The organism is Larkinella insperata (assembly GCF_026248825.1).
Lineage (GTDB): Bacteria > Bacteroidota > Bacteroidia > Cytophagales > Spirosomataceae > Larkinella > Larkinella insperata.
In genome coordinates this window covers 2,321,335-2,336,590 of the sequence record NZ_CP110973.1, presented here as the reverse complement: position 1 = coordinate 2,336,590, position 15,256 = coordinate 2,321,335, and the positions used below count along the sequence as shown (strand labels likewise).

13 protein-coding genes are annotated in these 15,256 nt (G+C 54.1%); 8 read left to right on the top strand and 5 right to left on the bottom strand.

Translation table 11 applies throughout. The annotated features are described in order from the left end of the window. Nucleotides 1–1,707 carry a dihydroxy-acid dehydratase gene (gene ilvD / locus OQ371_RS09570; protein WP_265993544.1) on the bottom strand — a complete coding sequence of 569 codons (1,707 nt, stop codon included), beginning with the start codon at nt 1,705–1,707 and terminating at the stop codon, nt 1–3. 165 nt (nt 1,708–1,872) lie between these two features. Here ilvD and murQ point away from each other — a divergent pair, with 165 nt between their 5' ends. The 7 genes from murQ (at nt 1,873) to bioA (ending at nt 9,308) form a co-directional block, all read left to right on the top strand. Further along, on the top strand, nt 1,873–2,685 hold the full coding sequence (gene murQ / locus OQ371_RS09565; protein WP_265993543.1) for an N-acetylmuramic acid 6-phosphate etherase: 813 nt from the start codon (nt 1,873–1,875) through the stop codon (nt 2,683–2,685). After that, a complete protein-coding gene (locus tag OQ371_RS09560) occupies nt 2,682–3,698 on the top strand; it encodes a zinc-binding dehydrogenase (protein WP_265993542.1) in 1,017 nt (338 codons plus the stop codon). The genes murQ and OQ371_RS09560 overlap by 4 nt, the downstream gene beginning before the upstream one ends. A 71-nt stretch (nt 3,699–3,769) precedes the next feature. Further along, complete coding sequence (locus OQ371_RS09555; protein ID WP_265993541.1) at nt 3,770–5,167, top strand: Gfo/Idh/MocA family protein; 1,398 nt, start codon at nt 3,770–3,772, stop codon at nt 5,165–5,167. 38 nt (nt 5,168–5,205) lie between these two features. After that, complete coding sequence (locus OQ371_RS09550) at nt 5,206–5,970, top strand: glucosamine-6-phosphate deaminase (protein ID WP_265993540.1); 765 nt, start codon at nt 5,206–5,208, stop codon at nt 5,968–5,970. 225 nt (nt 5,971–6,195) lie between these two features. Further along, a complete protein-coding gene (locus OQ371_RS09545) occupies nt 6,196–7,341 on the top strand; it encodes an aminotransferase class I/II-fold pyridoxal phosphate-dependent enzyme (RefSeq protein ID WP_265993539.1) in 1,146 nt (381 codons plus the stop codon). Beyond that, nucleotides 7,334–7,984, top strand: a complete 651-nt coding sequence (gene bioD, locus OQ371_RS09540; protein WP_265993538.1) for a dethiobiotin synthase — start codon at nt 7,334–7,336, stop codon at nt 7,982–7,984. Before OQ371_RS09545 ends, bioD begins: the two co-directional genes overlap by 8 nt. Continuing rightward, the gene (gene bioA, locus OQ371_RS09535) at nt 7,962–9,308 is read left to right on the top strand and encodes an adenosylmethionine--8-amino-7-oxononanoate transaminase (protein ID WP_265993537.1); all 1,347 of its coding nucleotides are present in this window, start codon (nt 7,962–7,964) and stop codon (nt 9,306–9,308) included. The genes bioD and bioA overlap by 23 nt, the downstream gene beginning before the upstream one ends. On the opposite strand, the gene OQ371_RS09530 is transcribed toward bioA, so the two are convergent. Further along, entirely contained in the window at nt 9,303–10,028 is a 726-nt protein-coding gene (locus tag OQ371_RS09530; protein ID WP_265993536.1) for an MIP/aquaporin family protein, read from the bottom strand. The two genes, bioA and OQ371_RS09530, sit on opposite strands and share 6 nt — an antisense overlap. A 204-nt stretch (nt 10,029–10,232) precedes the next feature. Between OQ371_RS09530 and purB the strand changes: the two genes are divergently transcribed. Continuing rightward, nucleotides 10,233–11,573 (top strand): adenylosuccinate lyase, encoded by a 1,341-nt coding sequence (purB, locus tag OQ371_RS09525; RefSeq protein WP_265993535.1) that lies wholly within the window; start codon nt 10,233–10,235, stop codon nt 11,571–11,573. A 53-nt stretch (nt 11,574–11,626) separates the two neighbouring features. On the opposite strand, the gene proC is transcribed toward purB, so the two are convergent. The 3 genes from proC to gatB form a co-directional block, all read right to left on the bottom strand. After that, nucleotides 11,627–12,430, bottom strand: a complete 804-nt coding sequence (proC, locus tag OQ371_RS09520) for a pyrroline-5-carboxylate reductase (protein WP_265993534.1) — start codon at nt 12,428–12,430, stop codon at nt 11,627–11,629. 86 nt (nt 12,431–12,516) lie between these two features. Further along, nucleotides 12,517–13,665 carry a TlpA disulfide reductase family protein gene (locus tag OQ371_RS09515; protein WP_265993533.1) on the bottom strand — a complete coding sequence of 383 codons (1,149 nt, stop codon included), beginning with the start codon at nt 13,663–13,665 and terminating at the stop codon, nt 12,517–12,519. Nucleotides 13,666–13,678: 13 nt separating this feature from the next. Next, entirely contained in the window at nt 13,679–15,178 is a 1,500-nt protein-coding gene (gene gatB, locus OQ371_RS09510) for an Asp-tRNA(Asn)/Glu-tRNA(Gln) amidotransferase subunit GatB (RefSeq protein WP_265993532.1), read from the bottom strand. Nucleotides 15,179–15,256: the final 78 nt, after the last annotated feature.

Here is a 15,256-nt window from a genome sequence, read left to right as displayed (position 1 = left end):
CTAAGCATCCGTCACGCAGCCTTCACTGGCGGAACTGACCAGCTTCACGTATTTCCGCAAAATACCATGATCAGCCGCTTTTTCCAAGGGTGGAACCGTCCAGTTGGCCCGGCGCTCGGCCAGTTCTTCATCCGATACGTGCATGTGAATCACGTTGTTAACGGCGTCGATGGTGATTTTATCGCCGTCGCGAACCAGGGCGATGTTACCCCCTTCCTGCGCTTCCGGTGTGATGTGCCCCACCACAAAACCGTGGGTTCCTCCCGAAAACCGTCCGTCCGTGATCAGGGCCACTTTATCGCCCAGGCCCAGCCCCATAATGGCCGAGGTCGGTTTCAGCATTTCCGGCATACCCGGTCCGCCTTTCGGTCCTTCGTAGCGGATAACGATGACGTGGCCTTCCTGAATCTCCCGGTTCTGAATAAACTCCAGCAGCTGTTCTTCGCGCTCGCAAACTTTGGCGATTCCTTCAAACCGCTCGCCTTCTTTGCCCGTAATTTTGGCAACGGCACCCTGCGTCGCCAGATTACCGTACAGAATCTGGATGTGGCCGCTTTTCTTCATCGGATTCGACAGCGGACGGATGATGTTTTGCGTTTCGAAATCCAGATCCGGTGCTCCTTCCAGGTTCTCAGCCACGGTTTTGCCGGTTACGGTCAGGCAGTCGCCGTGGATATAGCCTTCTTTGTGAAGGTATTTCATCACCGCCGGGACCCCGCCAATGGCCAGCATGTCTTCCATGTAGTATTTCCCGCTCGGCTTCAGATCGCCCAGATACGGCGTCCGGTCGCTGATGTCCTGAATATCTTTCAGCGTCAGCGATACCCCAACGGATTTAGCAATGGCGATGTAGTGCAGCACGGCATTGGTCGATCCGCCCAGTGCCATTACCACCGTCATAGCGTTTTCGAAAGCCTTTTTGGTCATGATTTCGCTGGGCAGAATATTCTTTTCCAGCAGGTTCATCATGGCTTCCCCAATTTTCCGGCATTCGGCCTGTTTGCCTTCGTGCGTTGCCGGGAACGTCGAGCTATACGGCAGGCTCATGCCCATCGCTTCCATCGACGACGCCATTGTGTTGGCCGTGTACATGCCCCCACAGGCTCCCGCGCCGGGGATTGAATTCTGGATAACACCTTTATAATCTTCTTCGCTGATGCTGTTGGCAACTTTTTTGCCGTAAGCTTCAAACGCCGATACAATATCTAATTTCTGGCCCTTGTAGCTTCCCGAGCGGATGGTGCCGCCGTATACGAGAATGGCAGGACGGTTTAACCGGCCCACTGCCATGAGCGCCCCGGGCATATTTTTATCACAACCCACCACCGCAATCACACCGTCGTACCACTGCGCGTGGACAACCGTTTCAATCGAATCCGCAATAATATCCCGCGACGGCAAAGAATACGACATTCCATCGTTTCCGTTGGTCATCCCGTCCGAAACACCGATTGTGTTAAATACCAACCCAACTAACCCGCTTTCATTGACTCCTTTTTTTACGTAAGCCGCCAAGCCATTCAGGTGAATGTTGCAGGGGTTGCCATCGTAACCAGCACTGGCAATTCCGATCTGAGGTTTGTTCATGTCCTCTTCCTTCAAACCAATGCCGTAAAGCATGGCCTGAGCGGCCGGGTTACTGACTTCCTGGGTAAGGGTGGAACTGTACCGGTTTAGTTGATTTTTTTCGGTTGCTATAGTTGTCATAAATCCAGTTAGCGAAAATTCGCTGAAAGCGTAATTTGTTTCAAAGGAAAAAAATCGAACTAAATTACGCAAGAATTTGACCACGATTTTTTAGTATTTTTTTCATTATGCGTAGTTCGTATGGAATACATTGTACTTTTGATGTATAGGAAATAGCATTATACTATGATTACAGAAAACGCATCGCATTACGACCATCTGGAGCGAATGTCCGTTCGTGAGTTGCTGACCAATATCAACCAGGAAGACAAAACCGTTCCGCTGGCCGTTGAGAGAGCCATCCCGCAAATTGAAGCCCTGGTGACGGAGATTGTAAAACGCATGAAAGAAGGGGGACGCCTGTTTTACATCGGTGCGGGTACCAGCGGTCGTCTGGGCGTAGTTGATGCCTCGGAATGTCCACCGACGTACGGCGTTTCGCCCGATCTGGTCGTGGGCATCATTGCCGGGGGCGACCGCGCCATCCGGAGTGCTGTCGAAAATGCGGAAGACGATTCGGAGCAGGCGTGGAAAGATTTGCAGGCCTATCACATTGAACCGCTGGATACGCTGATCGGCATTGCTGCGTCGGGCCGGACTCCTTACGTCATCGGCGGTTTGCAGAAAGCCCGTGAAGCCGGTATTCTGACGGGATGCATCGTCTGCAACCCCGGTTCAGCGGTGGCTCAGGCGGCCGAATTTCCGGTCGAGGTCGTTGTGGGGCCTGAGTTTGTAACGGGCAGCACACGCATGAAATCCGGCACCGCTCAAAAGCTGGTTCTCAACATGGTTTCGACCTCGGTTATGATTCAACTGGGCCGGGTCAAAGGCAACAAAATGGTCGATATGCAATTAACTAATCATAAACTCAAGATCCGGGCGACCAACATGGTTATGAGTGAAACGGGCGTTTCGCAGAAACGGGCGGAGGACCTCCTGGCCAGATTTGGTAACGTACGGAGCGCCATCCTGAACGTCAATTACAATCTGGAAGAATGAAAGCGATCATCCAATCCGAGCTGCACCAACCCGCCCAATACGTTGATACTGAGACGCCCGTTGCCGGACCAGGCGAGGTTATCGTGCAATTGAAAGCTGCGGCCATCAACCACCGGGATGTGTACGTTCAACACGGCTTGTACCCCAAAATGAAATTGCCGGTTGTTTTGGGTTCCGACGGGGCCGGGGTGGTGGTAGAAACCGGCGAGGGGGTGGATAAAGTCTGGAAAAAGCAGGAGGTCATTATCAATCCGGCGCTCGACTGGGGGCCAAATCCTAACTTCTTTGGCCCGGATTTCCGGATCCTGGGCATGCCCGATAACGGCACCTTCGCTGAGTACATCAAAATTCAGGCGAAATACCTGCATCACAAACCCAACCACCTTTCGTTTGAGCAGGCGGCCGCTCTGCCATTAACCGGGGTAACTGCCTGGCGCGCCTTGATGACCCGCGCCCGGTTGCTGATCAACCATCCGGAGCGGGTTCTGATTACCGGCATTGGCGGAGGAGCGGCCCTGATTGCCCTGCAGATCGCCCGGGCCGCCGGGTCGGAGGTGTGGGTTACGTCCGGCTCCGACGAAAAACTTCAGCGGGCCAAAGAACTGGGCGCCACCGGCGCAGTAAGCTACCGGGAAGCCGATTGGTCTAAAAACCTGCTGGCTCAAACTGGTGGCAAAGGCGGTTATTTCGACGTCATCATTGATAGTGCCGCCGGGCCGGGATTCGCTAAACTGGTGGACGTTGCCGCACCGGGGGGCCGGATTGTTTTCTACGGTGGCACCACCGGTACCATCACGGATGTGGCCCCTTCCAAAATCTTTTTCAAGCAATTAAACATCCACGGCACGACGATGGGAACGGACGCGGAATTTGCGGAGATGGTTCGGTTCGTCGCGGGAAAACAAATCGTACCGGTCATCGACGACGTGCTTCCGCTGGCGGAAGCGGAGCAGGCTCTGCGGAAAATTGAAAGCGGCCAACAGTTCGGCAAGGTGGTTCTGCGGGTTTCCTGAACAGATTTCTTGGCTTCGTGAGTTGCTTTTTCCGGAAAACCAAGCGAGTTTCGAATCATAACCCGAAACCCATGAACACGAAACGCCGAGATTTCTTGAAATTGACCGGATTAGCCGGTGCCGGACTCAGTACCACAGGATTGAGCAACGGTTTACCCGCCGTAACCCCCGCTCCACGCCCTCCCAGGCAGACCTTCAATATGTGCGGTTACAGCGCCCCTAAAATTGATACCGTTCGGATCGGCTACATCGGGGTTGGCAACCGGGGAACCGGCGCGTTGAAACGGATCGTTTATCTCGAAAATGTGGCGGTTCAGGCCATTTGCGACGTTCGGCCGGAGCGCATTGAGGAGGCCAAGAAGGTCCTGGAAAAAACCGCTCATAAACCCACTTACTACAGCGGAAAAGCCGACGCCTGGAAAGCCCTCTGCGATCGGAGCGATATCGACCTGATTTATATCTGCACACCCTGGAACCTGCACGCTCCGATGGCCCTGTACGCGATGGAACAGGGCAAACACGTCGCCTGCGAAATTCCGGTGGCAACAACCGTTGAAGACTGCTGGAAGCTGGTCGAAACCTCCGAGCGGACGCGTCGGCATTGCATGATGCTGGAAAACTGCTGCTACGATTTCTTCGAATTAATGACGCTGAATATGGCGCGCCAGGGCTTTTTTGGTGAGTTGATTCACGCAGAAGGCGCTTACATTCACGACATTTTCGAGTCCCTGTTTGATCAGAGCAAACGTTACGAACTGTGGCGATTAAAGGAAAACCAGCGCAACGGTAACCTCTACCCTACGCACGGCCTGGGGCCGATTGCGCAGGTCCTCGATATCAACCGCGGAGACCAGATGGATTACCTGGTTGCCACCTCCAGTCAGGATTTCATGATTGGGAAAAAAGTGGACGAACTGGCCGCGCAGAACACCTACTTTAAGCAGTTTCAGGGCAAATCGTTTCGGGGTAACATGAACACAACCACCATCCGGACGAAAAAAGGCCGGACGATGATGCTTCAGCACGACGTCAGCTCTCCCCGACCCTATTCCCGGATTCACCTTATCAGCGGCACGAAAGCCGTGGCGCAGAAATACCCGCTGCCCGGCCGGATTGCGACGGGCCACGAATGGCTCTCGGAACAGGATTACCAGGAACTCGAAAAGAAATACCAGCCCGAAATCGTCAAACGGGTGGGCGAACTGGCCAAACAGGTGGGCGGCCACGGCGGCATGGATTTTCTGATGGACTGGCGGCTTATCGACTGCCTGCGCAACGGTTTGCCACTGGATCAGGACGTTTATGACGCGGCCCTGTGGAGCAGCGTTGGCCCGCTCAGCGAGTGGTCGGTGGCCCATCGCTCGAATTCCATCGACGTGCCGGACTTTACCAACGGCTCCTGGAAAACCAACAAACCGGTAGACATCAGCCTGGCAGCCGGTGGCACCACCCGAATTAAAAACCTGTAACCAACGATTCAACCGCCTTTGCTCTTACGAAACTTATTATGACGATTCTGATTTCAAAAACCGTTGAACAACTCGGCCAGAGCGCGGGCCAGGCAACGGCAGCCCTCATCCAGCAAGCCATTGCCGAACGCGGACAAGCCAATGTTATTCTGGCCACCGGAACAAGCCAGTTTGCCACCTTGCAGCAGCTTATTCGGGAAGATGTTGACTGGAGCCGGGTGGTGATGTTTCACCTGGACGAGTACATCGGTCTGCCGCTTTCGCATCCGGCCAGTTTCCGCAAATACCTGCAGGAGCGCTTTCTGGATCAGGTTCCACCCCTGAAAGCCAGTTACCTCATCAACGGCGAAGTAGATGCTCGGGCAGAAACTCAACGGCTTGGAACACTCATCCAGGCACACCCCATCGACGTGGCGCTGGTTGGCGTTGGCGAAAACGGTCACCTGGCTTTCAACGATCCCCCGGCCGATTTTGACACCGAAAAACCTTACCTGATTGTTGACCTGGATGCCGCCTGTCGGCGTCAGCAGTTCAATGAAGGCTGGTTTCCGACGCTGGAGGATGTACCGAAGCAGGCCATCAGTATGTCAGTTCGGCAAATCATGAAATCACGGCACATCATCTGCTCAGTTCCCGACGAACGCAAGGCGCAGGCTGTTAAGGATACGCTGGAGCAGCCAATCAGTAATCTGTTTCCGGCCAGCATTTTACGGTCGCATCCGAACTGCCAGTTGTACCTGGACGAAGCCGCGGCCAGTCTGCTGACCAACGAAAAAGCTCCGGATAAACTCGGTAAGATGTAAAGAAAAAAGCAATTGGCCGACAAACTGATAACGGCTTTTGTGGACATAGATGAATAGCTATTCAGCAGCTAGGACCATTTACTAACTTTTTAAACCATAAAAAAGCTAAAACAGAGTGAGTTATCCACATTACACTGTGGATAACTCCTTATTTTAATACCATTTTTCCACATTATGTGCTATGACCGGATACTCAAACGGCCTTGCTAATTAGCCAACAGAGAGGTGACAAAAGCTGATAATACCCTCCAGAAATTACTGGAAAAACGCCGTTCGGCCGGTTTGCTCCGCTCGTTGAAAAAACCGACCGACCTGATTGATTTTTGTTCCAACGATTACCTGGGTCTGGCCCGCTCACCCGCATTGCGCCAGCAGATTCAACAGGCCGTTTTCCAGTACCCGGCACTGCTGAACGGATCGACCGGCTCCCGGCTACTGGCCGGGAATTCAGCCCTGGCCGAAGAACTGGAAAGTGAAATTGCCCACTTCCACGGCGCCGAAGCGGCCCTCGTTTTTAATTCCGGCTACGACGCCAACGTTGGTTTACTGGCCAGTCTGCCCCAACGCGGGGATACCCTGCTCACCGACGAACTGATTCACGCCAGCATGATCGATGGCGCCCGGCTAAGCCTGGCAAACCGCTTTAAATTCCGTCATAACGATCTGTCCGATCTGGAAAACCGTCTGAAAAGCGCGACCGGTGCGGTTTACGTAGCCATTGAATCGGTTTACTCGATGGACGGCGACCTGGCACCGCTGCCTGAACTCGTTCACCTTTGCGAACGCTACGAAGCCGCTTTGATCGTGGATGAAGCCCACGCAACGGGCGTTTTTGGAACAAACGGCGAAGGGCTGGTGCAGGCGCTCGGTTTGGAAAAACGGGTGTTTGCGCGGGTGCATACCTTTGGGAAAGCCCTCGGCGTTCACGGTGCAACGGTCGTGGGTTCGGCGGTCCTACGGGAGTTTCTGATTAATTTTGCCCGCCCGTTCGTGTATTCGACGGCTTTGCCCCCGCACAGCCTGCTGGCGATTCGGAGCGTTTACCGGTTTTTACCGCAGTGTCAGGCGCTCATTCGGCAACTGCACGCATTACGCGCCTATTTTCAGGAGCAGATCGGGGTGCACTTGCCCCAGACGGAATGGACCTCCGACCAGAGCCCGATTTTAGGGCTGGTTGTTCCGGGAAATGACGCTTGCCGGGCCACCGCCACGCAACTTCAGCAAGCCGGTTTCGACATCCGGCCCATCCTGAGTCCGACGGTTCCGGCGGGTCGCGAACGGCTGCGAATCTGTCTGCACGCGTTCAACTCCGAAAGCGACATTGATCGGCTGGTGCAGACCTTACAGGAAATTATGTATGTTCATGAGTAATCCTTTGCAATTTATTCTTGCCGGTGTCGGTACCGAAATCGGCAAAACCGTGGTGTCGTCCATCGTTGTGGAAGCGCTGCAGGCCGACTACTGGAAACCGGTGCAGTCCGGCGCGCTGGAAGATTCGGATACTGAAACCGTCCGGCGGCTGATTTCCAACACCGTCTCCCGATTCCATCCCGAAGCTTACCGGCTGCGGGAGCCGTTGTCGCCCCACGCAGCCGCGGCCATTGATGGGGTCCAGATCGCCCTTTCTGCGTTTTCCGTTCCCCAAACCGACAACCATCTGGTGATCGAACTGGCGGGCGGTTTGATGGTTCCGCTGAACGACCGCGATCTAAACATTGACCTGGTGCAGCAACTCCAGTTACCGGTTTTGCTGGTTTCCAAACATTATCTGGGCAGCATTAACCACACCCTGTTGTCGGTGGAAGCCCTGCAACGGCGCGGCATTCCTGTTCTGGGACTTATTTTCAACGGTCCCGAAACCCCGGCATCGGAGGACTTCATCCTCCAGTACACCGGTTTGAAGAGTTTCGGACGAATAGAATGGGGTGGAGAAGTCAACCGGGAATTTGTAAGCCGGAATGCGGCTCAGGTAAAACATTTATTGGAAGAACATGATGCAAGCTTATCCAAATAACGAGCCCGACCGGTCGGTCGGTGTTGAAACCAGTCTGAGGGAGCGCGACCAGGCCGTAATCTGGCATCCGTTCACGCAAATGCAGACGGCTCCGCTGCCCATCCCGATTGTTCGGGGCGAAGGGGCGGTGCTGTTCAGTGAAGACGGAAACGCCTACATTGATGCGGTTTCGTCGTGGTGGGTTACCATTCACGGGCACAGCCATCCGTACATTGCCGAGCGGATTTACAAGCAGCTTCAAACGCTTGAGCACGTCATTTTTGCGGGTTTTACCCACCAGCCCGCCATTGAGCTGGCCGAACGGCTGTTACCGCTTTTACCAAACAACCAGCGCAAGGTTTTTTACTCCGACAACGGCTCGACAGCGGTTGAAGTGGCTCTCAAAATGGCCTTTCAGTACTGGCACAATATCGGCCAACCGCGCCGGAAAGTGATTGCGCTGGAAGGGGCTTACCACGGCGATACATTCGGAGCGATGGCCGTAAGCGGGCGCAGTGCCTTCACGGCTCCGTTTGTGCCGTTTCTGTTCGATGTTGAATACATCCCGACTCCGGTTGCAGGACAGGAGCAAACCGCCCTGGACCAACTGCAGGCGCGGTTGAGCGATGAGGTTGCGGCTTTCATCGTAGAGCCTTTGGTGCAGGGGTCGGGCGGAATGGTCATGTACGAACCGGACGTGCTGGATCAATTCATCAGCCTGGCCCGCCGTCACGGTGTGTTGATCATTGCCGACGAAGTTATGACGGGTTTTGGCCGGACCGGCAAACTGTTTGCGTCCTATCACCTGCGGGAACAGCCCGACCTGATCAGCCTGTCGAAAGGCTTGACCGGCGGCACGATGGCTTTGGGCGTTACGACCTGTACGCAGGAAATTTACGACGCCTTTCTGTCGGAAGACCGGTACAAAACGCTGTTTCACGGACACTCGTTTACGGCCAATCCGCTGGCGTGTACAGCCGCGCTTGCCAGCCTTGATCTGCTGCTCGCCGACGAAACCCAGGCGGCAATTCAACGCATTGTCCAGCGACACGCAGCGTTTGCCGAAGCGTTAAGGCAGAAACCGGGAATTAAAAACATGCGGCAACGCGGCACCATCCTGGCGTTCGATCTGGGGGCGGACGGCCAAACCAGTTCTTACTTCAGTACGATTCGGGATGTTGCCTACAATTTTCTGCTTAACGAGGGCGTACTGATGCGGCCGCTGGGCAATGTCCTGTACATTTTCCCGCCTTACTGCATCACCGACGAGCAATTGGATACGGTGTACGCAGCCGTCGAAAAATTGCTGAAATACCTTGATCAACAACCCGCCAGCAGTCTATAGTGCGTACCATTTGATCAGCAGTCCGCCCACCACAGCGCCGATCACGGGCCCGGCGATGGGAACCCACGCGTAACTCCAGTCCGACGAACCTTTGCCGGGGATGGGCAACAAGGCGTGGGCAATTCGCGGGCCCAGATCGCGGGCGGGATTGATGGCGTAGCCGGTGGTGCCGCCCAGCGAAAGGCCAATGCTCCAGACCAGCACCCCAACCAGATACGGCCCCAACCCGATGGCAATGGTTCCGAGGGCTTTCGCTGAAATGCCCGCAATTCCGATGATTAATGCCAATGTCCCGATGAATTCACTGATCACGTTGCCCGCGGGCTGGCGAATGGCCGGACCCGTGGCAAAAACTCCCAGTTTGGTTCCAGGGTCGGGCGTGGCGGCCCAATGTGGCAGGTAATGCAGCCAGACCAGCACCGCGCCCAGAAAAGCACCAATTAACTGCGCCGGAATGTAACTTGCCAGGTTGCTGTAATCGCTCGTAGCCACGGCAAAGGCAATGGTGACGGCCGGGTTCAGGTGCGCGTCGATGCTGCCAAACGCTTTGGCGATGAACACACCCATGGTAACGGCAAAAGCCCAACCCGTGGTGATCACAATCCAGCCGGCGGCTTCGCCCTTGGTTTGTTTCAGGATAACATTCGCGACTACACCGTCGCCTAACAAGATCAAGACCAACGTTCCTACCAGTTCACCGAGGAAGGGAGACAGTTGCATAGCAAAGAGGTGGGTTTAGGAGTAAAGCGTAAAAGCCAATAAAATATTCGTTCTGTTACAAAGTTGCCAATATAAAGCAATATTTATTAGCATTCATCGACAGAGCGAATATTCGCGTCCGATGCAAAATATTCATTCTGTAGTGGATTTATAAAGAGCGGATTCGGGCGGTTCGATTACCTTTGCGTTTTCGTTTTTAAGCTTATGCAACTTTCTGCGCTTTCCGCAATTTCGCCGATTGATGGCCGCTACCGCCGTCAAGTTGAATCGCTGGCCTCTTACTTCTCGGAATGGGGGCTGATCCGGTACCGCATTCGAATTGAAATTGAGTACTTTATCGATCTCTGCGAGCTCCCCCTGCCCCAGTTGAAAGACATCGATCCACAGGTTTTTCCGAAGCTGCGGGCCCTCTACGAAAACTTCTCGGAAGCCGACGCGCTGCGCATCAAAGAAATTGAGCGGGAAACCAACCACGACGTTAAAGCCGTCGAATATTTTATCAAAGAAAAACTGGCTGATCTGAACATTGCGGATCACCTGGAATTCATCCACTTCGGGCTGACGTCGCAGGACATCAACAACACGGCTACGCCGTTGCTCCTGAGCGATGCGCTCGACATGGAGATTGAACCGCAGTACCGGGCGGTTTACGTCAAATTGCAGGAGCTGGCCGAGCAATGGAAAACCGTCCCGATGCTGGCCCGCACCCACGGTCAACCCGCTTCTCCGACCCGGCTGGGCAAGGAAATTCTGGTGTTCTGCGAACGGATTGAAAAGCAGCTTTACATGCTGACCGACATTCCGGCAGCGGCCAAATTCGGCGGAGCGACCGGCAACTTCAACGCGCACAACGTTGCCTACCCGGATATTGACTGGAATTCCTTCGGGAACGGATTTGTGCGAAAACTGGGATTGGAACGCAGCCAACATACGACCCAGATTGAGCACTACGATATGCTGGCGGCCACCCTCGACGCTTTCAAGCGCCTGAACACGATCCTGATCGATCTGAACCGCGATATGTGGGCCTACATTTCGATGAACTACTTTAAACAGCAGATCAAAGCGGGCGAAGTGGGCTCATCGGCAATGCCGCACAAAGTTAATCCCATTGATTTTGAAAATTCGGAAGGGAACCTGGGGATTGCCAACGCATTGTTCGAACACCTGGCTGCCAAATTGCCTATTTCGCGGCTGCAACGGGATTTGACCGACTCCACAGTTTTGCGCAACCTCGGCGTACCGTTTGCCCACTCGATTATTGCATTGAAGTCGCTCCTGAAAGGATTGGGCAAAATTCAACTCAACGAAGCCGCCATCCAGGCCGATCTGGAGGAAAACTGGGCCGTCGTTGCGGAAGGAATTCAGACCATTCTCCGGCGCGAGGGGTACCCCAAACCGTACGAAGCACTGAAAGATTTGACGCGCACGAACGAGAAAATCACCGCCGAGGCCATTGCCCGGTTTATCGACGGGCTGAACGTTTCGGAAGCGGTCAAAAAAGAATTACGAGCCATTACACCCTACAATTACACGGGCCTGTAAAGCAAAAAGTCCGGTCCGCGTGAAGTGGACCGGACTTTTTATTTGTGGAGTTCCTAGGCTTTCGAGAGTTCCGTAGCCCGGGTCTGGGCGGCTTTGATGCCCGCAATCAGGGTATCGGCCAACTCTCCATCTTCAAACCGTTTCAGGGCCGCTTCGGTCGTACCGCCTTTGGACGCGACAGCTTGAATCAGCTCGTCCAGCGACTTGTCGGCGGTGTTGATCAGGTGAAAAGCACCGAGCATTGTTTGTTTGACCAGCAGCGAAGCAACGGATTCATCAAAGCCCATTTGCTTGCCCGCTTCGACCATCGCTTTGACGAGGTAGTAGAAATAAGCCGGCCCGCTGCCGCTGAGCGCCGTCACGGCATCCAGCAGGGCTTCGTCTTCCAGGAAGATCGACCGACCCGTGGCATTGATCAGGTTTTCTACTTTCCGTAAATTGGTCAGGTCAATTTCCTTGGCCGCCGTAAAACCGGTAATGCCCATGCCCAGCATGGCGGGCGTGTTTGGCATGGCGCGGATTACCAGCCGGTGGTTCAGCTTTTCCTGAATGGTTGCAATCGGAATACCGGCCATGATGGACAAAATCATTTGCTGCGGTTGAATAGCTTCCCGCAACGCGTCCTGCAAGCTGTTGAAATCCTGCGGTTTGACGGAAAGAATAATTAGATCAACTTCGGAAATCCGGGAGCTGATGGTATCGACCACCACGCCTGTTTTCTCAGCTTTCAGGGATTCGCAGCGGTTCGCACTTTTTTCGATGAGCAACAGGTCTTCTTTTTTTACCAGATCATACTGCAAAAAAGACTTGGCAAACGCCATTCCCATGTTGCCGCAACCGACGATAGCAATCTTCATGTGTCCTTGGTGGGTTTAAAAATGTACGGTATCCGGCAGGTCAGGCTTTTGCGGGCCCCGGTTACCGAATACCGTAAACGCGTGATTTATTTGTCCAGAATTTGGCTTAGCTTTTGTTCCAGCGCCTGCCCCCGCAGGTTTTTCGCTATGATTTTCCCTTCCTTATCGAGCAGATACGTCGTGGGAATCATCTGAATGGCGTACTGCTGAGCGACGGGCGAACTTCCATTCTTTTTACCCAGCACGTTGGTCCAGACCATGCCATCGGCCTGCACGGCTTTCAGCCACTTATCCCGGCTGTCGTCGAGCGAGATGCTGTAAATTTCAAAACCTTTGTCCTTGTATCTGTTGTATACCCGAACTACATTCGGATTTTCCTGGCGACACGGACCGCACCACGACGCCCAGAAATCGATCAGAACGTATTTTCCCCGCAACGACGAAAGACTAACCGACTGGCCCTCCGCATTTTCCAGTGTAACGTCCGGCGCCAGGGCTCCTTCTACAATGGCTACCTGATTGGCCTGGGCCGACATTTCGGCCTTGGTCATGTTCACGAAGTTGATGAACGCCTGAACCTGTTTGCCCTTCACCCCTTCTTGTTGCATTTTCTGGGCCAGCGATTCGTACATGGCGAAATGCTCTTTCGGATCGAGGTACTTGAGCGAGATCATGGCAACCGTCGAAGTACCCATCTGCGGAATCATCGCTTTGACGGTTTCGATGATCTTCTGGTTTTCGGTAACCACTTCCTGATCAATAGCCTGCCCCGCTTTGAAGTCGTTTTTTGAAGCAGCCGCAGCCGCCCGCTTCTGCCAAGCCTTGTGTTTTTCCCGCATCATGACGTCAATGGCCACAATTTTCGGGTAAAACTCCATGTTGACGGAGCCCGTCACCTGCAACTTACTTTTGTCTTTGGCGTCAGCCGTAACAGTCAGTTTTTCTCCGCCATCGACCAGCAAGCTTGATACCTGTTCGTTAGCCAGATTCAGTTTGTAAAAACTCCCGCCGTTGAGTTCGCGCCCTTTCAGGGCAAACTTGCCTTCCGCGTCGATCTGGGCCGAATCCAGCTTTTTGGGAAGCTGCTCATTCGTTTCCAGGTAGGCCTTGCTGCCCGGCTTAAAGTTCTGTACCGTACCGCTAACCGTAAACTCTTTGCCGGCTTCCTGCGCCGAAGCCGACCACGGCAGGGCCAAAGCCATCAAAACGGCGAAACCAATCCGATTTTTTTTCATCTTACCTGTACAGTTATAACGGAGAAGATAACGATTTTTGAAGCAGCTCATTCGTTAGCTTGGGGTCGGCGCTGCCTTTTGACTTTTTCATCACCTCACCCACAAACAAGCCCAGCAGTCCTTTCTTGCCCTTTTTGTATTCTTTTACTTTATCGGGCCACGCTGCCAGCACCTCATCTACCAACGTTTGCAACGTATCGGTATTGCTGTTCTGCAACAAATTCTGCTCCTGCGCCACCTGCTCCGCCGATTTGCCGGGTTGATCAATCAGCACCGGGAAAATCCGCTGGCTGGCCGTCGAAAAGCTCACTTTTCCGGAATCCACCAGGTTGATGAGGTCGGCCAGTGTTTCGGCCGGAACCGGAAACTGCCCGTCCCGCAGCGCTTTTTCGGTCAACTGCGCTTTGACCGGCCCCATAATCCAGTTGGAAACGGCTTTATAATGCGTTGTTTTCTGGCTAACCGCTTCAAAATAATCGGCCAGTTCTTTGGCATCGGCCAGTAAAGCGGCATCGTACTCGGGCAAACCGTATTGGTTTAGTAGTGTCTCGTACCGCTCTTTCGGCAGGGCGGGCATTTGGGCGCGAATCCCGGCCAGCCATTCGTCGGAAATCACGACCGGGCTCAGGTCCGGATCGGGGAAATACCGGTAGTCGTTCATGGTTTCTTTCACCCGCATCCCGTGCGTCAGGCCCGTGTTGGCGTCGAACATCCGGGTTTCCTGGATAATCGTTCCGCCCTTTTCGATGGTCTCAACCTGCCGCCGTAGTTCGGTTTCAATCGCCCGCTGTACGTTCCGGATGGAGTTCATGTTTTTAATTTCCACCTTGGTCCCGAACTCCCTAGCCCCCCACAGGCGCACCGAGATGTTGACGTCGCAACGCAGCGAGCCTTCTTCCATGTTCCCGTCGCAGATATCCAGGTAGCGCACGAGCCGCCGAACTTCGGTCAGGTAGGCCGCGGCTTCTTCGGCACTCTGAATAACCGGATCGGTTACCATTTCAATCAGGGGCGTTCCGGCCCGGTTATAATCCAGCAGGGTGTTCCAGTCGCTGTCGTGAATGCTTTTGCCCGCATCTTCCTCCAGGTGGATGTGGTGCAGTTGAACCGCCCGCTCAACGGTTTGTCCGCTGGCATCCTTGAACTTGACCGGTATTTCGCCCCCAACGCAAATCGGAGTTTTATCCTGGGAAAGCTGGTAGCCTTTGGGCAGGTCGGGGTAAAAATAATTTTTACGGGCAAAAACCGTGTACTGCGTGATGGACGAACGGCAGGCCAGCCCCATCCGGACCGCCAGTTCAACGGCTTTGCGGTTGAGCTTGGGCAGGGTGCCCGGGTGCCCCAGCGTAATGACGCTGATATTTGTATTTGGTTCGCTGCCGAACTGATTGGAATCGGCGGCAAAAATCTTCGTCGCCGTCAGGAGTTGGCAATGTACTTCCAGACCAATCACCAGCTCGTATTTGGCCAGCACCTCCGCGGATACCGTCTTTTCAGCTGTTTCAGAAACCATGAACCTGTATTGTATTAGAAATGAAGTTACTAAGCTGCAAAGATAGGGTTAAAATCTCATTTCACTATTCTAGGGACT

Bases quoted from the DNA above. Each gene is read 5' to 3' on its own strand.
- OQ371_RS09560 (WP_265993542.1), top strand. From the start codon at position 2,682: ATGAAAGCGATCATCCAATCCGAGCTGCACCAACCCGCCCAATACGTT.
- ilvD (WP_265993544.1), bottom strand. From the start codon at position 1,707: ATGACAACTATAGCAACCGAAAAAAATCAACTAAACCGGTACAGTTCC.
- OQ371_RS09530 (WP_265993536.1), bottom strand. From the start codon at position 10,028: ATGCAACTGTCTCCCTTCCTCGGTGAACTGGTAGGAACGTTGGTCTTG.
- bioA (WP_265993537.1), top strand. From the start codon at position 7,962: ATGATGCAAGCTTATCCAAATAACGAGCCCGACCGGTCGGTCGGTGTT.
- proC (WP_265993534.1), bottom strand. From the start codon at position 12,430: ATGAAGATTGCTATCGTCGGTTGCGGCAACATGGGAATGGCGTTTGCC.
- purB (WP_265993535.1), top strand. From the start codon at position 10,233: ATGCAACTTTCTGCGCTTTCCGCAATTTCGCCGATTGATGGCCGCTAC.
- OQ371_RS09555 (WP_265993541.1), top strand. From the start codon at position 3,770: ATGAACACGAAACGCCGAGATTTCTTGAAATTGACCGGATTAGCCGGT.
- gatB (WP_265993532.1), bottom strand. From the start codon at position 15,178: ATGGTTTCTGAAACAGCTGAAAAGACGGTATCCGCGGAGGTGCTGGCC.
- OQ371_RS09550 (WP_265993540.1), top strand. From the start codon at position 5,206: ATGACGATTCTGATTTCAAAAACCGTTGAACAACTCGGCCAGAGCGCG.
- bioD (WP_265993538.1), top strand. From the start codon at position 7,334: ATGAGTAATCCTTTGCAATTTATTCTTGCCGGTGTCGGTACCGAAATC.
- OQ371_RS09515 (WP_265993533.1), bottom strand. From the start codon at position 13,665: ATGAAAAAAAATCGGATTGGTTTCGCCGTTTTGATGGCTTTGGCCCTG.
- murQ (WP_265993543.1), top strand. From the start codon at position 1,873: ATGATTACAGAAAACGCATCGCATTACGACCATCTGGAGCGAATGTCC.